The sequence below is a fragment of the Marinobacter changyiensis genome (assembly GCF_009193265.1).
Classification (GTDB): domain Bacteria; phylum Pseudomonadota; class Gammaproteobacteria; order Pseudomonadales; family Oleiphilaceae; genus Marinobacter; species Marinobacter changyiensis.
This window is the reverse complement of record NZ_VZZZ01000001.1, coordinates 504,545-521,751: the sequence shown is the minus strand read 5'-3', so window position 1 is coordinate 521,751 and position 17,207 is coordinate 504,545. Positions and strand designations below refer to the sequence as shown.

The 17,207-nt window shown below is 58.3% G+C and carries 23 protein-coding genes and 1 other RNA gene; 8 read left to right on the top strand and 16 right to left on the bottom strand.

What is annotated here, in order from left to right:
- The first annotated feature begins 112 nt into the window (after positions 1 to 112).
- Entirely contained in the window at positions 113 to 307 is a 195-nt protein-coding gene (locus F6Y09_RS02600; protein ID WP_152205349.1) for a hypothetical protein, read from the top strand.
- Here F6Y09_RS02600 and F6Y09_RS02595 read toward each other — a convergent pair.
- From F6Y09_RS02595 to F6Y09_RS02570, 6 genes are all read right to left on the bottom strand, one after another.
- A complete protein-coding gene (locus tag F6Y09_RS02595; RefSeq protein ID WP_152205348.1) occupies positions 279 to 902 on the bottom strand; it encodes a 5-formyltetrahydrofolate cyclo-ligase in 624 nt (207 codons plus the stop codon). The two genes, F6Y09_RS02600 and F6Y09_RS02595, sit on opposite strands and share 29 nt — an antisense overlap.
- A 7-nt stretch (positions 903 to 909) precedes the next feature.
- Positions 910 to 1,090, bottom strand: a non-coding RNA gene (ssrS, locus tag F6Y09_RS02590) — 6S RNA.
- A 55-nt stretch (positions 1,091 to 1,145) separates the two neighbouring features.
- Entirely contained in the window at positions 1,146 to 1,445 is a 300-nt protein-coding gene (locus F6Y09_RS02585; RefSeq protein WP_152205347.1) for a cell division protein ZapA, read from the bottom strand.
- Entirely contained in the window at positions 1,446 to 1,652 is a 207-nt protein-coding gene (locus F6Y09_RS02580) for a TIGR02449 family protein (RefSeq protein ID WP_152205346.1), read from the bottom strand.
- Between the two features lie 124 nt (positions 1,653 to 1,776).
- The gene (locus F6Y09_RS02575; RefSeq protein ID WP_152205345.1) at positions 1,777 to 3,057 is read right to left on the bottom strand and encodes an ABC transporter permease; all 1,281 of its coding nucleotides are present in this window, start codon (positions 3,055 to 3,057) and stop codon (positions 1,777 to 1,779) included.
- Entirely contained in the window at positions 3,054 to 3,770 is a 717-nt protein-coding gene (locus F6Y09_RS02570; RefSeq protein WP_152205344.1) for an ATP-binding cassette domain-containing protein, read from the bottom strand. The genes F6Y09_RS02575 and F6Y09_RS02570 overlap by 4 nt, the downstream gene beginning before the upstream one ends.
- A 41-nt stretch (positions 3,771 to 3,811) precedes the next feature.
- Between F6Y09_RS02570 and F6Y09_RS02565 the strand changes: the two genes are divergently transcribed.
- Positions 3,812 to 4,336: a DUF3299 domain-containing protein gene (locus F6Y09_RS02565; RefSeq protein ID WP_425481806.1), complete on the top strand. Its 525-nt coding sequence runs from the start codon at positions 3,812 to 3,814 to the stop codon at positions 4,334 to 4,336.
- 8 nt (positions 4,337 to 4,344) lie between these two features.
- Here the strand turns inward: F6Y09_RS02565 and F6Y09_RS02560 are convergent, their stop codons facing one another.
- Positions 4,345 to 4,950, bottom strand: coding sequence for a ZrgA family zinc uptake protein (locus F6Y09_RS02560; RefSeq protein WP_152205343.1), 606 nt, complete (start codon positions 4,948 to 4,950; stop codon positions 4,345 to 4,347).
- 153 nt (positions 4,951 to 5,103) lie between these two features.
- Between F6Y09_RS02560 and F6Y09_RS02555 the strand changes: the two genes are divergently transcribed.
- From F6Y09_RS02555 to F6Y09_RS02535, 5 genes are read left to right on the top strand one after another with little or no spacing between them, the layout of a single operon-like run.
- Positions 5,104 to 5,700: a UPF0149 family protein gene (locus F6Y09_RS02555; RefSeq protein WP_152205342.1), complete on the top strand. Its 597-nt coding sequence runs from the start codon at positions 5,104 to 5,106 to the stop codon at positions 5,698 to 5,700.
- A gap of 28 nt (positions 5,701 to 5,728) precedes the next feature.
- A complete protein-coding gene (gene pepP, locus F6Y09_RS02550) occupies positions 5,729 to 7,048 on the top strand; it encodes a Xaa-Pro aminopeptidase (RefSeq protein ID WP_152205341.1) in 1,320 nt (439 codons plus the stop codon).
- Positions 7,049 to 7,050: 2 nt separating this feature from the next.
- A complete protein-coding gene (gene ubiH / locus F6Y09_RS02545; RefSeq protein WP_246180268.1) occupies positions 7,051 to 8,373 on the top strand; it encodes a 2-octaprenyl-6-methoxyphenyl hydroxylase in 1,323 nt (440 codons plus the stop codon).
- Positions 8,366 to 9,589 carry a UbiH/UbiF/VisC/COQ6 family ubiquinone biosynthesis hydroxylase gene (locus tag F6Y09_RS02540; protein ID WP_152205340.1) on the top strand — a complete coding sequence of 408 codons (1,224 nt, stop codon included), beginning with the start codon at positions 8,366 to 8,368 and terminating at the stop codon, positions 9,587 to 9,589. Before ubiH ends, F6Y09_RS02540 begins: the two co-directional genes overlap by 8 nt.
- 51 nt (positions 9,590 to 9,640) lie before the next feature.
- On the top strand, positions 9,641 to 10,570 hold the full coding sequence (locus F6Y09_RS02535) for a DUF808 domain-containing protein (RefSeq protein WP_152205339.1): 930 nt from the start codon (positions 9,641 to 9,643) through the stop codon (positions 10,568 to 10,570).
- 7 nt (positions 10,571 to 10,577) lie between these two features.
- Here F6Y09_RS02535 and F6Y09_RS02530 read toward each other — a convergent pair whose 3' ends face one another.
- From F6Y09_RS02530 to ubiE, 9 genes are all read right to left on the bottom strand, one after another.
- Positions 10,578 to 11,297, bottom strand: a complete 720-nt coding sequence (locus tag F6Y09_RS02530) for a 16S rRNA (uracil(1498)-N(3))-methyltransferase (RefSeq protein ID WP_152205338.1) — start codon at positions 11,295 to 11,297, stop codon at positions 10,578 to 10,580.
- The gene (tatC, locus tag F6Y09_RS02525; RefSeq protein ID WP_152205337.1) at positions 11,294 to 12,091 is read right to left on the bottom strand and encodes a twin-arginine translocase subunit TatC; all 798 of its coding nucleotides are present in this window, start codon (positions 12,089 to 12,091) and stop codon (positions 11,294 to 11,296) included. The genes F6Y09_RS02530 and tatC overlap by 4 nt, the downstream gene beginning before the upstream one ends.
- Positions 12,088 to 12,549 carry a Sec-independent protein translocase protein TatB gene (gene tatB, locus F6Y09_RS02520; protein ID WP_152205336.1) on the bottom strand — a complete coding sequence of 154 codons (462 nt, stop codon included), beginning with the start codon at positions 12,547 to 12,549 and terminating at the stop codon, positions 12,088 to 12,090. Before tatB ends, tatC begins: the two co-directional genes overlap by 4 nt.
- Positions 12,550 to 12,560: 11 nt before the next feature.
- Positions 12,561 to 12,797, bottom strand: a complete 237-nt coding sequence (tatA, locus tag F6Y09_RS02515; RefSeq protein WP_152205335.1) for a Sec-independent protein translocase subunit TatA — start codon at positions 12,795 to 12,797, stop codon at positions 12,561 to 12,563.
- 84 nt (positions 12,798 to 12,881) lie between these two features.
- A complete protein-coding gene (locus F6Y09_RS02510) occupies positions 12,882 to 13,214 on the bottom strand; it encodes a phosphoribosyl-ATP diphosphatase (RefSeq protein WP_152205334.1) in 333 nt (110 codons plus the stop codon).
- Positions 13,207 to 13,644 (bottom strand): phosphoribosyl-AMP cyclohydrolase, encoded by a 438-nt coding sequence (hisI, locus tag F6Y09_RS02505; RefSeq protein ID WP_152205333.1) that lies wholly within the window; start codon positions 13,642 to 13,644, stop codon positions 13,207 to 13,209. The genes F6Y09_RS02510 and hisI overlap by 8 nt, the downstream gene beginning before the upstream one ends.
- Before the next feature lie 37 nt (positions 13,645 to 13,681).
- On the bottom strand, positions 13,682 to 15,325 hold the full coding sequence (gene ubiB / locus F6Y09_RS02500) for a ubiquinone biosynthesis regulatory protein kinase UbiB (RefSeq protein ID WP_152205332.1): 1,644 nt from the start codon (positions 15,323 to 15,325) through the stop codon (positions 13,682 to 13,684).
- Positions 15,322 to 15,978: a ubiquinone biosynthesis accessory factor UbiJ gene (locus F6Y09_RS02495; protein ID WP_152205331.1), complete on the bottom strand. Its 657-nt coding sequence runs from the start codon at positions 15,976 to 15,978 to the stop codon at positions 15,322 to 15,324. Before F6Y09_RS02495 ends, ubiB begins: the two co-directional genes overlap by 4 nt.
- Positions 15,978 to 16,769, bottom strand: a complete 792-nt coding sequence (gene ubiE / locus F6Y09_RS02490) for a bifunctional demethylmenaquinone methyltransferase/2-methoxy-6-polyprenyl-1,4-benzoquinol methylase UbiE (RefSeq protein ID WP_152205330.1) — start codon at positions 16,767 to 16,769, stop codon at positions 15,978 to 15,980. Before ubiE ends, F6Y09_RS02495 begins: the two co-directional genes overlap by 1 nt.
- A gap of 153 nt (positions 16,770 to 16,922) precedes the next feature.
- Here ubiE and F6Y09_RS02485 point away from each other — a divergent pair, with 153 nt between their 5' ends.
- Positions 16,923 to 17,204: a polyhydroxyalkanoic acid system family protein gene (locus tag F6Y09_RS02485; protein ID WP_152205329.1), complete on the top strand. Its 282-nt coding sequence runs from the start codon at positions 16,923 to 16,925 to the stop codon at positions 17,202 to 17,204.
- The last annotated feature ends 3 nt before the right edge of the window (positions 17,205 to 17,207 follow it).

The window sequence follows — 17,207 nt, the reverse complement described above, 5'->3', positions numbered from 1 at the left end:
GTTAAAAATTGTAAAATTCAGGATGCGTGATAGTCTTTCAGCTAATTTGTTAAACCCAATTAGCTGTATGATTTGCAAGGCTTTGGTGCTTTTGCAAAGGAGTAAATGCCCCATGGATCGAAAGCCTGACATTATCCGGGCAGTCGTTCTGGTTTTTGCCATTGGCCTCGTTATCACCGGCTTCACGTCGATACCGGGCTCTGAAAATGACGCGCGCACGGTTGAGCTTGCACCAGCCTCCTCTTTTTTGTCGTTGCTGCAAGAACGAACCCCGGGCGCTATGCCCGATATTTACCGCGATCGCTGACAATTGCGTGCAGTGGGACATCCCAGATTTCAACCGGTAACACTTCCACCTGCTGACAATGGTGCGCCAGTCCGATCAGCTTGGGCGCCATGCGCGGCGCGTAGCGGGTAAACGCGAACGTGCGATCATAAAAGCCGCCCCCCATCCCTAGCCGCCCTCCCTCGGTATCAAATCCCACCAATGGCATCAATACCGCATCCAGCGCCCAGGGCGGCCGCTTGAGTGCGCTCTTGAAGCCGGGCTCGGGGATGCCGAAACGGTTAGGGGTCAAAACGGTGTCTTCATTAAACGGACTGAACACCAGCCTGCCTTGATGAACAGGATGCAAAACCGGCAAGTAGAACTGGATACCGCGCTTGCGGCCTTGGGTGATGTAACACTGGGGGTCAATTTCGCCATCGTTGGCAAGGTAAATGGCCACGTGGCGGGTGCGGAAAAGTTCAGGGTCATTGAGCAGGCTCAAGGCCAGGCGTTCTGACGCGAGACTTTGCTGCGCACTGGACAAAGCACGGCGGCGACTGCGAAGTTCCTTGCGCAAGGCATTGCGGGACGGGGTGTCGGAATGATCAGGGGACAAGGGGAGAGGATGAGTCACTGAAAGAAAGCTTCCCGGGCTGCCGTTATCGGTTGTTGCCCTTGAACCCAAAGTTCAAGGTTGGTGGCCGCTGTGACATATTAGGCTTTCCCCTCGAGGGGGACATGCTCACAATGCCCTGAAGTAGCCACCTGGGTAATGCGCATCGGCTCGAGGACGTAACCGACCAGCGAACAGCCCAGGAAGTGATTTCATTATACGTGGATAACCGGGGCCGAATGCAAATGTAATGGCAAATTTCCTTCAGGTCCCGGTCTTGCTGTCGCCCAAAGCGTTATCCAGTTTGGACTCCATGGTGCGCAACAGGCCGGTCGCGGCGTCCGACATGGTGTTCTGTTCGAGCATGTCGTGGGTAATGTTCAGGGCAGCCATGACAGCGATGCGCTCGGTGCCGAAAACTTTGCCGCTGGCCCGGATCTCCCGCATTTTGGCGTCCAGGTGCCGTGCGGCCTGGCGAAGCGACTCACGGGCCTCGTCCGGGCAGGCGACGAGGTATTCCTTGTCGAGAATGTCGACTTCGACGGTGGTCGGGTGCTGTGGCATTTAATGGTGCTCCAGGGCTCTTAAGCGCCCGATCATGGCTTCAATTTTGTTCTTCGCGAGATCATTTTTCTGGATCAGCTGAGCCCGCTCCCGGTTCCAGTCATCCTGCAACTCCCGCATGGCTGCGTTATCCTGCTCCAGTGTGCGGCAACGCTCAATCAGGCGATCCAGCTTGTCCGCCAAGGCTTGCAGTTCGGGCTGTTCCATGGTGTATCCGACAACGTTGTAATGGATTGCCACTAACTATAAGTGTGGACTGCGAAAGGGTCAATTTACGGCATTGTCACTCCAGACACCATCACCGCAAACGCCATCACCGCTGCGGTCGCTTTTACGGGTTGCCGGAGAGTCCTCGGGAGAGTCCCTGGTGGTGGCTGCCGCGCCACGCTCGCCAGGCCGGTATCAACGCCACCAGCAGTCCGGCGACAGGGACGCAGGCAAGAATCATCCATTCCGACGAATTGAGGCCCCGGAGGCCAATCTGAATGCCCTGCTGCGCCAGCAGCCAGGGCCCGGCCAGGGCAATCGCGGCGGCGCCGAGGCCGATTGCGATGACGCAGGCGACGATTGCCAGCATCACACATTCCAGCAGGTACAGGCTGGCAATGAGTCCCGGAGAGGCACCGGTGGCACGCAAAATGGCTATTTCCTGGCGTCGCTGCGCCTGCAGCGTAAGCAGCACGGCCGTGAGACCGATCAGGCTGGTGATCACCACAAAACCCGTAATCCCGAGCAGGGCTTTTTCGAACTGGCCAAGTACCCGCCAGAGTTCGCTCAGGGCAACGCCCGGCAGTATGGCGCTCAAGGGCTCGGTCTGGCTCTCGTTGATCTGGCGCTGGATCTGGAAAGTCAGCACCTTGCGTTCAATGCCTACCAGCGCGGCAGTGATGTTGCCCGGAGTCAGGTCACGACTGCGGGCCTGCTCTGGTGTCGCCGTACGCCCCGGCATGGCCACCCCGGATTCCCAGCCGATATGGATGGCTTCCAGGCCCTCCAGGCTGACGTAGACCGCCCGATCGACGGGTGTGCCGGTGGGCGACAGAATGCCGGCGACCTGAAAAGGCGTGTCTTTGTGATTCATGAAACTGACACTGCCGGTGCCATGGGACATCACGATGTCATCACCGACTTCATGGCTCAGTACCCGCGCTACCTCGGCCCCCAGGACGACGTCAAACACATCATCGAACCAGCCGCCACTTTCGAGTTTCAGTGCCTGGGCATTGCCATGGCGGAAGTGCCGCAGAAAACCTGCATCGGTACCGACGACCCGGTAACCCCTGAAACTGTCGCCGAGGGATAGGGGGACCAGCCAGTCGATGCGATCGTCCTGTTTGAGGGATTGATAGGTCGACCAGCGAATATTGTTGGTGGCATCCCCCAGATGGAAAACCGTGTATAGCAGCAGGTTCAGCTGGCCGCTACGGGCCCCCACAATGAGGTCGGTGCCGGAGATGGTGTTGCTGAAAGATTGCCGGATTTCGGTTCGCAGATACTGCACCCCGAGCAGAAGCGTGACGCTCAACGTCAACGTGAGGGTGACCAGCCCCAGCACACCGCGACGATGCCACAGACTGGCCAGAGCCAGGTAAATTGCGAGCCGGAATTTCATTGCAGCACCCCCAGGGTCAGGTGATGCCCGAAGTGCCGGGCCAGCGCCTGGTCATGGCTGACGAATACCACCGAGGTTTGCCTGACCCGGGCCTGGCTCAGGAGTAGATCGATGAAGCGATCCCGATTGTCGGCGTCCAGTGCCGACGTCGGCTCATCCGCCAGGATCAGCGCCGGCGAGCCGATCAGGGCCCGGGCCGCCGCCACCCTTTGTTGCTGGCCAACACTCATGGCAGTGACTTTTTGATACCAGAGATTCGGCGGCACGTCCAGCGCCGTAAGCAGTGCTTCCGCCTCCGCGGAAGGCCTCGGCAAGGCATGTTGCCGACGCCGTGCAGACAGTCGGCAAGGCAGCAGCACATTATCGATGGCGGAGAGATAGGGCACCAGGTTGAACTGCTGGAAGATTACACCGAGGTGGTCCGCCCGAAACCGATCCCGTTGCCCGCCCGACATTTCTGGCAGGTCGTGTTCCATAATCCGGAGCCTGCCAGAACGAGGCACGGCCAGCCCGGCCAGCAGTGACAGCAGGGTGCTTTTGCCGCTACCGCTGGCGCCACGCAAGAAAAGGTGAGCGCCAGAAGTCAGCTGGATGTCCGGGAACTTTATGGGGGTGCTGCGTTCTGACCACGCATAACTCAGGGCCTCACTGCTGATGGCCATGACCTTGGTGGGGTTTCTGGATGCTGTCGTAAAAGGTGTCTGAGTGGTCATGTCAGTAAACAATTGTCCCGTGTATGATTCGATAATCTGAACTGGAGAGATTTATGCTGACAATGCGCATTCCGGGCGCCCTGATCGTTGCGATGTTGATGTTCCCTGGCAGCTCCGCTTTTGCAGAGACGCCCCAGTGGCGTGAAGTGGATTGGCTTGAGCTGATGCCGGAAGAGGATCTCAGACTGCTGGAAAATTTGCCAGAAATCGAACATGAAGGCTCCGGCCCGGTGACTTTGCCCGACGAAATCATGACCGGACGAGTGGTGCCTGAAATGAACAACACACCTGCCCGGATTCCCGGGTTTGTAGTGCCGCTGAAAACCGTGGGTGACCAGCGCATCGTGGAGTTCTTCCTGGTGCCGTATTACGGCGCCTGTATCCATGTGCCGCCGCCGCCACCTAACCAGATTATCCACGTAAAGTATGAGAAAGGGCTCAAGCTTGATGTACTTTACGATCCGTACTGGGTGCAGGGCGTGCTGAAGACTGAGAAAACCGATAATGTCGTCGCCTCGTCCTCCTACACGATTGTCGCGGATGATATTGAGCCCTACACCGACTAGAGGACTACTTAACGGCCCAGCCGGATCCTCGACTCGCCAGCCTCAAGGCGGGTGTTGCCCTGGCCATCTTTGTTAACCCAGTCAACACTCAGAGCCGTGATGGCGGGGTATTTTGTCAGCACAGGCGTTACCAGATTCTGGTTGGAAGTGGCATCGCAGACCAATAGCTGAGACACCTCGAATTCGCTATGACTTGCGTCCGTTTGCTGATGGTGCTCGTTGTGCCCCCCGGTGTGATCGCCGTGGTCGTCATGATGTTCTTCTTCATGCTCGCCATGATCCTCGTGGCCCTGATGATCATCATGGGAGTTACTCACCGATGCCTGTTCAACACGACAGACTGAATCGGCCGTGTTGATCAGCGGGGTGCGCTCCAGCCATTGGCGGGCCTCCTCCACGGCTTTACGCTCAGCCCCAGTTGTTGCTTTGTACTCAAAACCCACCAGATTAGCCGCGGGAGTTTCGAAAATAACGTCAATCCGCCCTCCGTCAACGACCACCTGCATTGATGCCTGGCCATGGACGTGGGCACCCGGATTTTCAGCCGCGAGAGTTGGGGTAAACACGGCGGCGCTGAGGCAGGCGAGGGCAAGGGGTGGCAGGGCGAATGTCATGGGAATGCTCCGGGATAATGATATGTTATAACATATATTTAACCGGCTTTACGTCTCGGGTCAAGCCTTGAAGCGCAGCGCTGACGATGCGAACGCAGGGAGCGGGTGTTACGATAGAGGGTCCATCCATTGCGTACAGGAAATCATCTTTACATGCCTCATACCGACAACACGGGCGGTGACCCCGCCGGGTTCGAAACCTGGGCCAATGTTTACACGGTACACAAAGCATTCAGCCACCCCTCAGAGCTTCATGGTAGCCTCTGCGGTCGTTTAGCTGCGGGCAACCGTATCGATGAAGGAGCCTGGCTTAAAATTGCATGTGAGCACATGGGGTTGCCGGTCACAGCCCCGGACGACTCGCCGGAGCTGGTTGCATTCATGACCGAGGCCTACGACAGTTCGCTCGAACAGTTGAAAGCAGCGGATATGAGTTTCAGGCCGTTGTTGCCAGATGATGATTACTCGCTGGACCACCGTCTGCAGGCACTGTCGGCCTGGGTCGGAGGGTTTCTGGAAGGTATGGCATTGGCAGCCGGGGGCTCGCTGGGCCAGGCGCCAGACGAGATCCGGGAGTTGATCGAAGATTTTGTTGCCATCAGCCATGTTTCTGAAACCGAAGAAGACAGTGAAGAAGGTGAGCATCAGCTGACTGAAGTTACTGAATATGTGCGCCTCGGTGCGCTGGCGGTATTTACCGAGTTCAATCCGCCGGAAAAACCAGCAACTGCCGAAAAAACCTTGCACTGAGTTTTAATATTTTTCTGGAGCTGCAGACATGAGCCAACTGATTCCGATCAAAGAATTTGCCGAACGTCGTCGTCGGTTAATGGAGCACATGGCGCCGGACAGTATAACGATTGTGCCAGCAGCGCCGGAGCGCACCCGGAACCGCGATGTGCTGCATCCCTTTCGCCAGGACAGTGATTTCCAGTATCTGACCGGGTTTGGCGAACCGGATGCCGTGCTGGTGCTGATTCCGGGCCGGGAGCACGGGGAGTCGGTGCTGTTCTGCAAAGAGCGCAATCCGGAGAAAGAGCGTTGGGACGGTTTTCTGGTGGGGCCTGACGGTGCCATTGAGCAGTACGGGTTCGACGATGCCTTTCCGATTGCTGATATCGATGACATCCTGCCCGGCATGATCGAGGGCCGGAGCCGGCTTTATTACCCGCTGGGCAAAGACCACGCGTTCGATGCCCAGGTCATGGACTGGGTAAAAGTGATCCGCAGCAAGGTGCGTTCCGGAGCCCAGCCCCCGGGCGAGTTCGTGGCTTTGGAACATATGCTGCATGATCTCCGCCTCTATAAAAGTGTCAATGAAATCAAGGTCATGGAAAAGGCCGGCGAGATCAGCGCCGAGGCCCATTGCCGGGCCATGAAACGAGCTCGCAAAGGTGGTTTTGAATACAACCTGGAAGCGGAGCTGATTCATACCTTCATGGATCACGGCGCACGCTCCACGGCCTACCCATCCATTGTGGGCAGTGGAGCCAATGGCTGCATTTTGCACTACATTGAAAACAGCGCTCCGTTAAAGGATGGCGATCTGGTGCTGATCGACGCCGGCTGCGAACTGGAATGCTATGCCTCAGACATCACCCGGACGTTCCCGGTCAGCGGTAAATTCAGCCCGGAACAGCGGGCACTCTACGAAGTGGTCCTGGCCGCCCAGTACGCCGCCATTGAGGCGGTCCATCCGGACAACCACTGGAACAAGCCCCATGAGGCAGCGCTGAAGGTACTGGTGCAGGGCCTCATTGAACTTGGTTTGCTGACCGGTACTGTGGAACAAGCCATTGAGGAGGAGGCCTACAAGCCGTTTTTCATGCACCGCACCGGGCACTGGCTTGGAATGGATGTCCATGACGTGGGTGATTACAAAATTGGCGACGCCTGGCGTCAGTTGGAACCCGGAATGGTGCTGACGGTTGAGCCCGGCCTGTACATTGCTCCGGACAACACCACCGTTGACGAGAAGTGGCGTGGTATCGGTATCCGGATTGAAGACGATGTGGTGGTGACACGGGAGGGCTGCCGGGTGCTGTCCAGGGCGGTGCCCAAAGCCGTCGATGATATCGAAGCCCTGATGGCGAGCTGACGGTGACCGCTTCCGCGATTGCACACGGCGCCGGCCTCGATACTGACATTGTCATTGCCGGTGGAGGCCTGGCGGGCGCCACACTGGCGCTGACCCTAGCCCGGGTGTTGCCGCAACTGCGCGTCACCGTGGTGGAAGCTTTTCCGCTATCGCCTGAAGCGCTGCCGGAAAGTTACCAGCCCAGCTATGACGCGCGTTCCACTGCGCTGGCCTGGGGCTCGCGGCAGATCTTTGAAGAATTGGGCCTGTGGTCGCGGCTGTCGGAGCACGCCACTCCCATCCGTCATATACATGTTTCGGACCGCGGACGTTTTGGCGCAACCCATCTGCATGGGAAAGACCATCGCCAGGATGCCCTGGGTTATGTGGCGGATAACCGCTGGATGGGCCTCTGCCTGATGCGGGAGTTGCGGCAGACTGACGTGCGCTGGCAAGCGCCCGCTGAGGTCGTCAGCATGAGCCCGCAACCCCATGGCATCACCGTGAACTTGCGCCATGGCGAGACCGGAACGGAGAGCGCATTGTCGGCCCAGTGCCTGGTGGTGGCAGACGGCGGTCGCTCCGGATTGCGGGAAAAGCTCGGCTTCCGGGTAGATCAGCAAAGTTACGGTCAGCATGCCCTGGTGGCGAATGTCACCACGTCGGAACGTCATCAGTTTACCGCCTATGAACGTTTTACCGACGAGGGTCCCATGGCACTGCTGCCGCAGGGCTTTGGTAACAGTTCGGGTAAGACCGCGGGCAATACTGCGGCATTGGTCTGGACTCTTGATGATGCCGCCCTCGACGAAGTGCTCGCCCTGGAGGATGCTGGCAAATGTCAGCAATTGCAGCAGCGCTTCGGCTGGCGGCTGGGACGCTTTACCCGTATCGGCCAGTGCAACCATTACCCCCTGACCCTGACTACCGTCCACGAATCAGTGCAGCCTGGGGTAGTATTGGTTGGGAATGCGGCACATACGCTCCATCCGGTGGCGGGTCAGGGATTTAATCTGGCACTGCGAGGCCTGATGGCCCTGGTGGAACAATTCCGGATAGCGACGGAGCAGAACATGGGTCTGGGTGATCTGCGGCGGCTGCGACATTACCAGGAAACCCATCGCCAGGACTGGCAACAAACGGTCCGGTTCTCGGATACGCTGATTCAACTGTTTGGCCACAAATTACCCGCCATCGCGGCGGCGCGGGATCTCGGCCTGATCGGCCTGGGGTTGGTACCCGGGGCGAAACACTGGTTTGGCCGCAAGGCCATGGGAATGGGGGGGCGCCGCGCGGTGATCCGGCCCACCGGAGCTGCGGTGGAGGATAAGGCTCACCATGAATGATTCCCAAAGCTTCGATATTCTGGTGGTGGGCGGCGGCATGACGGGATCCGCACTGGCGTTAGGGCTTTCCCGCCAGGGCTGGAAAACCGCTCTGGTGGAGAGTGCCAGCGCAGCCGCCGTCATGGCTGATACTGCACCGGCGACTACGGTAAATGATTTTGAACCCCGGGTGAGCGCGATCTCCGTTGCCAGCCAGGCCTTGTTGGCAGACCTGGGAGTATGGGCCTCGATCGCCGGCCAACGCCATTGCCCCTATCAGGCCATGACCGTCTGGGACGGTGACGGCACCGGCCGTATTCACTTTGAGGCAGCTGAACTTCAGGTCCGCTCCCTGGGTACCATTGTGGAGAACCGTCATATTGTGCGGGCGCTGTTTCTCGGCCTTCAGCAGAGTGACGTCGAGGTTTTCGACAACACCCGGGTAACGGGCTGGGTGGAGCAGGATGGCCAGTGTGGCATCCGCCTTGAGGGCGGACGCCAGCTCAGTGCCTCGCTGGTGGTGGCCGCCGATGGTGGTAACTCACGGATGCGGCAATGGGTCGGTCTGCCGACCCGGGAGTGGGACTACGACCAGCAGGCCATTGTCTGCACCGTGGAAACCAGCCAGACTCACCAATTCACTGCCTGGCAGCGCTTTTCAACTACCGGCCCGCTGGCGTTCCTGCCGTTGCAGAGTGAGGCGGGCGATAACCATTTCTGCTCGATCGTCTGGTCCCAGGATACCGCCGAAGCCCGACGTCTGATGGCTCTGGAAGACAGCGAGTTTATCAGCGCCCTGGAAATGACCATTGAGCAGCAGTTAGGCCAGATCAAGGCGGTATCCAGGCGCTTTGCTTTCCCGCTGCGACAGCGCCACGCCAAGGATTACGTTCGCCCCGGGTTTGCCCTGATTGGCGATGCGGCCCACACGATTCACCCGTTGGCGGGCCAGGGTGCCAACCTGGGATACAGTGATGTGACGGTGTTGCTCGAGGAATTAGCCCGAGCCCGCCAGAGTGGGCTGAGACCTGACAACGAGCAGGTTCTTGCCCGCTATCAGCGTCGCCGCAAAGGCGACAACCTGGCGATGATGGCGGCCATGGAGGGGTTCAAACAATTGTTCGCCAGGGATGAATTGCCTCTGCGCTGGCTGCGCAACACCGGTATGCGCTGGCTGGACCGGCTTGGCCCCCTCAAAAATCGACTTGCTGCCGAAGCGATGGGGTTGAATCGCTAGTGCTTATCAAAGCAGTGATCGTGTTCATCAAATCCATAAGGACTGAATGCCATGGCCGGAAGTAGCCTGTTACTGCTGATCGACGATATTGCCACCGTGCTTGACGATGTCTCGGTCATGACCAAGGTCGCGGCCAAGAAGACCGCCGGTGTGTTGGGGGACGACCTTGCACTTAACGCTCAGCAGGTCAGTGGTGTCAAGCCAGCCCGGGAGCTGCCGGTGGTCTGGGCGGTAGCGAAAGGGTCGCTGCTCAACAAGGCGATTCTGGTCCCGGCGGCCCTGGCCATCAGTTTTTTTGTGCCCTGGCTGGTGACGCCCTTGTTGATGCTTGGTGGCGGGTTCCTGTGCTACGAAGGTTTTGAAAAGCTGATCCATAAATTCTTGCATGGCAAGGAAGACAAGGCCCATAAGGATGAACTGAGAAAGGCACTTGCAGACCCCAAGGTCGATATAAAAGCCGTCGAGAAAGAAAAAATTAAAGGTGCTATCCGTACTGACTTCATCCTGTCAGCGGAGATTATCGCCATCACCCTGGGGACGGTCAGTGCCGAGTCTATTGGCATGCAGTTTCTGGTGCTTGCGGTGGTGGCCCTGTTTATCACCATCGGAGTGTATGGCCTGGTCGCCGGTATCGTGAAACTGGATGATGGTGGCCTTTATCTCAGCCAGCGGGATAACCAGTTTCAACAAGCCCTGGGGCGAGGCATTTTATGGCTGGCGCCTCATATGATGAAAACTCTGTCGATACTCGGAACCATTGCGATGTTCCTGGTAGGTGGCGGCATCCTGACTCATGGGGTGCCTCCGGTATACCAGGCCATCCATGATTTTGCCGTCTCGTTCGGCGGAGCTATGGAGGCCGTGTTGCCCATTCTGGTCGATGGCCTTGTGGGTCTGATCGCCGGTGCCATTCTGGTCGCCATGATTACGCCTTTGCTGGCGTGGTGGCAAAAACGGGCCGGTGATAAAGGCAATCGGTAAACGGTTGTTATTGGCAGGCGTCGAACAACCGGCTTACCAACACCGGCACTGCAGTCTCCACTCTCAAAATACGCGCGCCCAGATGCACGGCCTGGCAGCCTGCGGATACCAGTTTATCCACTTCGTAGGGGATAAAGCCGCCTTCCGGGCCGATGCACAGAGCGGCGGGTTCGCGCAATTGCATGGGGCAGGGAGTCGAGGTGCCGGGGTGCGCAACCAGCGCCTGTCGGCCCGCCAGCAGCCCGGGCAGTTCATCCTCAACGAAGGGTTTGAACCGCTTGCGGATATGCACTTCCGGCATCACGGTGTCGCGAGCTTGCTCAAGACCGAGGGTCAGGTCTGCACGGATGCCGGCGTCCTCCAGTAAAGGGGTCTGCCAGAAGCTTTTCTCAACCTTGTAAGCGTTGATCAGCCAGATGTCCTTTACCCCAAGCGTTGCGCAGGTCTGGAGCACCCTGCGGAGCATCTTGGGGCGAGGCATGGCAAGAATCAGCGTAAGTGGTAAAGCGTTGGGAGGGGGTTGGTTAAAAGCGACCTCGAGGTCGATATAGCTTGCCGTCTGCTGAAGTACTTTTCCGACCCCTATCAGCCCATCGACCTTACCCACCAGTATGGAGTCACCTTCTCCGGCTTTGACGATGGTGGCCAGATGGTCCCGACGTCGCCCGGTCAGGCGTACCTGATCCGGACGGGTGAAGTCTTCCTCGAACAGTAACGCCAGATTCATTCGCCAGCAGTTTCCGTATCTTCAGCAGGCACCCGGCGCTGGGCTAAACGGCCAAACAGAATGCCGAGCTCGAACAGTACCCACATGGGTACCGCCAGCAAGGTCTGAGAAATGATATCCGGAGGTGTCAGCATCATACCGATGACGAAACACCCAACCACCACATAGGGGCGTTTGGCAGCGAGATCGCTGGCCGTGGTAGCGCCGGACAGAATCAGCAATATGGTCGCAATGGGTATCTCAAACGCGACCCCGAAGGCGAAAAACATTTTCAGCACGAAATTCAGATAGCTGTTGATATCCGGTAACTCGACAATGCCTTCGGGGCCGATGGCCGTGAAGAAACCGAACACCAGCGGAAACACCACGTAATAGGCAAACGCGGCGCCAAGATAGAACAGCAGAACGGATGTCGCCAGTAGTGGGAAAGCCAGCTTTTTCTCATGCTTGTAGAGCCCCGGGGCAATAAAGCTCCAGATCTGATAAAGGATATAGGGAATGGCTATGAATACCGCCACCACCAGCGCCAGCTTCAGAGGCGCGAAGAATGGCGAGGTGACATCGGTTGCGATCATCATCTGCCCTTCCGGCAGCAAATCCCGCAGTGGTTGGGACAGCCAGAGGTAAAGTTCGTTGGCAAACGGGTAAACCACCGCAAAACACACCACCACAGCAAGAACGATTTTGAGCAGCCGATTCCTCAGTTCGAGCAAATGCTCGACCAGCGGCATCTCCTGATGTTCTTCCGGTGTCGTCGGCTCCGACGTTTCATGGTCGGGGGGTATCGCGGTCATGAATGGTTTTCCGGCGGTTTATCCTGGGATGTCGGGGTAGAAGTTTGTGCTACCGGCGGCTCGGTTTTTTCAGCCTGCACCGATGATGCCTGGGGGGTATAAGCAGCACCTGCCTCGGTTGTCCGGGGTGGGGCTTGTCGCCGTGTTGCGGGCGCCGGGCGCTTCGCTTTGTCGTCAGGCAAAATCATGTGTTCGTATCGTTTGGCTTCGTCCAGGGCACCGCGAACGTTTTTCTGGACGTCATCAAGACCGATATCGCCGGCCTTACGCAATTCTTCCCGAAGCTCGTCTGCTTTCAGCTGACGATCCAGTTCCGAGGTAAACTGCCCCACCATACGGCGGGTCTTGCCGACCCAGCGACCTGCCGCTCGGGCTGCCGTGGGCAGCCGCTCGGGGCCGAGAACCAGCAGCGCTATGACGCCGCATATCAGGAGTTCAAGAAAGCCGATATCGAACATTCAGGCCATACTCAGGTGCGAGGCTTGTCTTCGGTCTTTTCTGCCGTAGCTTCGTAAACCTGTTCGTCGGACTTGCTCTCGATGTTGGTGTTGGCATCGTCCTTGGTGGTGTCTTCATCCCCCATGGATTTCTTGAATCCACGGATAGCGCCACCAAGGTCAGTACCGATGTTGCGGAGTTTCTTGGTGCCGAACAGCAGAATTACAATGCCAAGTACGATTAACAGTTGCCAGATACTGATACCCATAACCGGGTCCTCATCAACAAGAACATAATGTCAGTTTGATTGTACGCCACTGTTGCCCGGAATCGAAAATTTGGTCCGGAGGCGTCAAGTGTTTTTTCGGGCCGCTTTCTCATCGTGCCCGGATAAATCGAACCGGCGCGCGAGTTCCTTCAGCACATCGTCCGGGCCGAGGCCCAGATTCGACAGCATCACCAGGCTATGAAACCAGAGATCAGCGGTTTCATAGACGACATCGTCTGTCTCCCCCGACTGCTGGGCATCCTTGGCGGCAATGACCGTTTCGATGCATTCCTCACCCACCTTTTCGAGAATCTTGTTCAGACCCCTGGCATGAAGGCTGGCGACATAGGAACTGTCCGGGTCCGCTTCCTTACGAGCCTCCAGAACCTGTGCGAGTTGCTCCAGTACATCATTCATCTTGGCTGCCTCCGTGGTTGGTGCCATAAATCTCACCCGGGTCTCGCAGGACAGGGTCAACACTTGCCCACTGCCCGTCCTCAAGACGGCGATAGAAACAGCTTCGGCGTCCAGTGTGACAGGCTATGCCACCCTCCTGTTCCACTTTTAGCAGCACGACGTCCTCGTCGCAATCCAGCCGGACCTCGACAATCCTCTGACGGTGCCCGGATGACTCGCCCTTGCGCCAGAGCTTGCCCCTTGACCGCGACCAATACACGGCCCGGCCCTCGGCGGCAGTAAGCGCCAGAGCTTCCCGGTTCATCCACGCCATCATCAGAATGTCACCGGTGGTGGCGTCCTGAGCGATGGCAGGGACCAGACCATCATCCGTCCAGCGGATGGCATCCAGCCAGTCGAGGCTTTCAACAGTAGGTGTTGAATCTTGCATTTCTGTGAATCCCGAGCTTTTCGTTAATCAAAATTGTTCAGCGCGTGCCCCGAAACACCAGGAATGCCGCTGCGCCCAGCATCAGCCACCCATGAGCAGGCAAGTCCCGGGTCAGTGTCAGTACATCGGCCTGAGTGGTCAGCCAGGTAACACTGACCAGGACGGCGGCCAGCAGGGTATACCGCCAACGCTTGTTGACCCTGTTCTGCTGTTCCCGGAGCTGGGCCAGCATGGTCTCGTGCTGTGCCCCAGCAGGGCGGGCACTGCGTATCTGAACCAGGGCGTCGTGCACCAGTTGAGGCATTTCCGGTGACTGCTCGAGCCAGGCAGGCAAATGTGATTGCAAGGAGTGTAGCAGGCCGGAAGGTCCGATGCGCTTGCGCATCCAGTTTTCCAGAAACGGCTGGGCGGTGCTCCAGAGATCAAGGTCCGGATACAATTGACGCCCCAGCCCCTCCACGTTGAGCAGGGTTTTTTGCAACAGCACCAACTGGGGCTGAACTTCCATTTCAAAGCGACGGGCGGTCTGGAACAGGCGCAGCAGGAACTGGCCAAAGGAAATATCTTTCAGCGGACGCTCGAAAATAGGCTCGCAGACGGTGCGTATCGCGGCTTCAAATTCGTTTACCCGGGTTTCCGGTGGCACCCATCCGGACTGGATGTGCAGTTGCGCCACCTGGCGATAATCCCGCTTGAAAAATGCCAGCAGGTTACGGGCGAGATAGCTCTGATCATCCGGCGCCAGGGTGCCCACGATACCGAAATCAATAGCAATGTACTTAGGGTCATTGGGGTGGGTGGCATCGACAAAAATGTTACCGGGGTGCATGTCGGCGTGGAAGAAGCTGTCCCGGAACACCTGGGTGAAAAAGATCTCTACACCTTTCTCCGCCAGCACTTTCATATTGACTCCGGCGGCGTTGAGGGCATCAATATCGGCCACCGGAATTCCCTGGATGCGTTCCATGACCAGCACTGACTTGCGGGTGTAGTCCCAGTCAATGGACGGGATATAGATCAGGGAGGAGCCCTCGAAATTACGCCGCAGCTGGCTGGCGTTAGCGGCTTCCCGTTGCAGGTCGAGCTCATCGTATATGGTGGTTTCGTAATCCCGCACAACGTCCACGGGTCGAAGCCTGCGGCCCTCCGACCAGTAGCGCTCGAGTCCGTTGGCCATAAAGTACATCAGGGCGATGTCCTGGCGAATGGTGCGCTGGATGGCCGGACGGATGACCTTGACCACCACCCGACGACCGGTCTTCAGAGTGGCGGCATGAACCTGTGCGACCGAGGCGGACGCCATCGGTGCCGGGTCAAATTCGGCAAACAGCTCACCCACCGGTGCCTCCAGCGAACGCTCGATAATGGCCTGGGCCTGCGCCCCCGGAAATGGTGGTACGCGGTCCTGGAGTTGCTGCAGCGATAACGCCATATCGTCAGGCAGCAGGTCCCGCCGGGTTGACAGTATCTGGCCGAATTTGACGAAAATCGGCCCAAGTTCCTGCAGCGCAAGCCGCAGCCTGTCCCCCCGGTCCAGTTTCGGTTGTGGAAACAGGTGCCAGGGCGCCAGCAGGAACAGAACTTTCAGTACCGTGGGCAGTTCCGCCATCGGTAAAAAGGTATCGAGCCGGTATTTGCAGAATACCCAGGCAATTCGGAAGAGGCGTTGCAGGCGAGTCACGAGTGCTCCGGTGGTATATCGGCGGGGTCGGAGGAGTCAGCCTGGTGACTGAGCCGTCCAATGCGTGCATCCAGACGTTCGACCTGCAGGCTCAGCTGGTCAATATCGGTAAAAGTGGCCTCCAGTTCCCGTCTGCCGGGCAGGCTCCGGCTTTCTTCGTGGATATATTCTTCTACGTTGGCGTTGAGCACGGAAGCTGCCGATTTGCTCCAGCGTATCGCCCCGCGTAGGCGCTGGCCGATAAAATGAGCCGGAATGTCGCCGAGGTATTGGGCCAGCGCGCCTTCCCAGTCCGGATCGAGTTGGCTCAGGGCACGCTGGAACTGGTGTGCGGTCGCGGCATCACCCGTCACGGTCAGCCGCCCGTTGGCCAATACGCTGTTGTCCCCTAACGCCAGGGCTGCAAATGCCAGTGGCCGGCCGGATAATTCCAGCGCGGGTTTCTCTGCCGCGATGCTGCCAACGCTGATCTGCTGGCCGACTGCGGTGAGGGTCAGCGTCAGGGGCGCGGGCTCAGTCACGGAGAACTGAACGGGTCTGGCCAGAACGTCAAGCAAGGCCGTACGCCCGGCAGGGTCCATGTTCAGGGCCTGATTAAGAGCGCCTTCGATGACCCGGGTCAGCGCTGCCTGTAAAGTAGGCCCTGGGAACATCAGGGCTTGATTCCCACGTGCAGTGCCACGACGCCACCGGTCATGTTGTAGTATTTGCAGTTGACCAGTCCGGCCGCGTCCATCATGCCTTTCAGGGTATCCTGATCCGGGTGCATGCGGATGGATTCCGCCAGGTATTGGTAACTGGCAGAATCACCGGCGATCAGCTGGCCCATCAGGGGCAGGGCGTTAAACGAGTACAGATCGTAGGCCTTGCTCAGGAGCGGGTTGGTGGGTTTGGAAAACTCCAGCACCATGAGTTTGCCGCCGGGCTTCAGGACCCGGGTCATGTCTCGCAGGGCCTGGTCCTTGTCGGTTACATTCCGGAGGCCGAACGCGATGCTGACGGCATTGAAACTGTTGTCCGGGAAGGGCAGCCGCTCGGCATCCGCCTGAACGTACTCGATGTTGCCGGCGTAGCCCCGGTCCGTAAGGCGGCTGCGCCCTACCTGGAGCATTGAGGCGTTGATATCGGCCAGTACGACCTGGCCACCGGGGCCAACCAGATCCGCAAATTTCATGGTCAGATCACCAGTGCCGCCGGCAATGTCGAGTACCCGATGACCGGGACGGACACCGCTGAGCTCGATGGTAAAGCGTTTCCAGAGCCGATGGACACCCATCGACATCAGGTCGTTCATCAGGTCGTATTTGCCCGCCACGGAATGAAACACATCCGCCACCTGGCTCGCCTTCTGATCCTTGGCGACAGAGCGGAAACCGAAGTGCGTGGTGTCATCCCGGGGCAGCTGCTCGCCTGGCGGCGGGGTGGGCGTGTGTTGTTGGGTCATGTGATGATCCTGATTGAGTCTGAACCCTGTATTCTAACGGTCACGGGGCTGGCTACAAGCACATTCCCCAAATCAGGCGGTCTGGTTTTAAATTTGCGCTCGGGCGTCATTTTCTTAAACTGTCGTGAACTTTGCTGACCGGGAAGACCCAACATGTCCACTATTGATGTTCGCCGCAACCACACACTTGATGAATCCCATGCCCGCGACGCGGCTGAAGCCCTGGCCCGGGACCTTTCCCAGCAGTTCGATGTGGATTACCAGTGGGACGGCGACCTGCTCCGGTTCAAGCGTACCGGTGTTAAAGGTCATATGGATCTGAGCCCGGACACCATTCACATCCATCTGGAGCTGGGCCTTATGTTGCGCCCTTTCAAGTCACGCATTGAACAGGAGATAAACAGTCAGTTGGACCAGCTCGTGGGTAAGGCCTGAGTC

What these genes read in the sequence shown, in the direction of transcription:
- F6Y09_RS02600 (WP_152205349.1), top strand. Translation starts at nt 113, where the DNA reads ATGGATCGAAAGCCTGACATTATCCGGGCAGTCGTTCTGGTTTTTGCC.
- F6Y09_RS02585 (WP_152205347.1), bottom strand. Translation starts at nt 1,445, where the DNA reads ATGCCACAGCACCCGACCACCGTCGAAGTCGACATTCTCGACAAGGAA.
- F6Y09_RS02580 (WP_152205346.1), bottom strand. Translation starts at nt 1,652, where the DNA reads ATGGAACAGCCCGAACTGCAAGCCTTGGCGGACAAGCTGGATCGCCTG.
- F6Y09_RS02575 (WP_152205345.1), bottom strand. Translation starts at nt 3,057, where the DNA reads ATGAAATTCCGGCTCGCAATTTACCTGGCTCTGGCCAGTCTGTGGCAT.
- F6Y09_RS02570 (WP_152205344.1), bottom strand. Translation starts at nt 3,770, where the DNA reads ATGACCACTCAGACACCTTTTACGACAGCATCCAGAAACCCCACCAAG.
- F6Y09_RS02560 (WP_152205343.1), bottom strand. Translation starts at nt 4,950, where the DNA reads ATGACATTCGCCCTGCCACCCCTTGCCCTCGCCTGCCTCAGCGCCGCC.
- F6Y09_RS02555 (WP_152205342.1), top strand. Translation starts at nt 5,104, where the DNA reads ATGCCTCATACCGACAACACGGGCGGTGACCCCGCCGGGTTCGAAACC.
- pepP (WP_152205341.1), top strand. Translation starts at nt 5,729, where the DNA reads ATGAGCCAACTGATTCCGATCAAAGAATTTGCCGAACGTCGTCGTCGG.
- F6Y09_RS02540 (WP_152205340.1), top strand. Translation starts at nt 8,366, where the DNA reads ATGAATGATTCCCAAAGCTTCGATATTCTGGTGGTGGGCGGCGGCATG.
- F6Y09_RS02535 (WP_152205339.1), top strand. Translation starts at nt 9,641, where the DNA reads ATGGCCGGAAGTAGCCTGTTACTGCTGATCGACGATATTGCCACCGTG.
- F6Y09_RS02530 (WP_152205338.1), bottom strand. Translation starts at nt 11,297, where the DNA reads ATGAATCTGGCGTTACTGTTCGAGGAAGACTTCACCCGTCCGGATCAG.
- tatC (WP_152205337.1), bottom strand. Translation starts at nt 12,091, where the DNA reads ATGACCGCGATACCCCCCGACCATGAAACGTCGGAGCCGACGACACCG.
- tatB (WP_152205336.1), bottom strand. Translation starts at nt 12,549, where the DNA reads ATGTTCGATATCGGCTTTCTTGAACTCCTGATATGCGGCGTCATAGCG.
- tatA (WP_152205335.1), bottom strand. Translation starts at nt 12,797, where the DNA reads ATGGGTATCAGTATCTGGCAACTGTTAATCGTACTTGGCATTGTAATT.
- F6Y09_RS02510 (WP_152205334.1), bottom strand. Translation starts at nt 13,214, where the DNA reads ATGAATGATGTACTGGAGCAACTCGCACAGGTTCTGGAGGCTCGTAAG.
- hisI (WP_152205333.1), bottom strand. Translation starts at nt 13,644, where the DNA reads ATGCAAGATTCAACACCTACTGTTGAAAGCCTCGACTGGCTGGATGCC.
- F6Y09_RS02495 (WP_152205331.1), bottom strand. Translation starts at nt 15,978, where the DNA reads ATGTTCCCAGGGCCTACTTTACAGGCAGCGCTGACCCGGGTCATCGAA.
- ubiE (WP_152205330.1), bottom strand. Translation starts at nt 16,769, where the DNA reads ATGACCCAACAACACACGCCCACCCCGCCGCCAGGCGAGCAGCTGCCC.
- F6Y09_RS02485 (WP_152205329.1), top strand. Translation starts at nt 16,923, where the DNA reads ATGTCCACTATTGATGTTCGCCGCAACCACACACTTGATGAATCCCAT.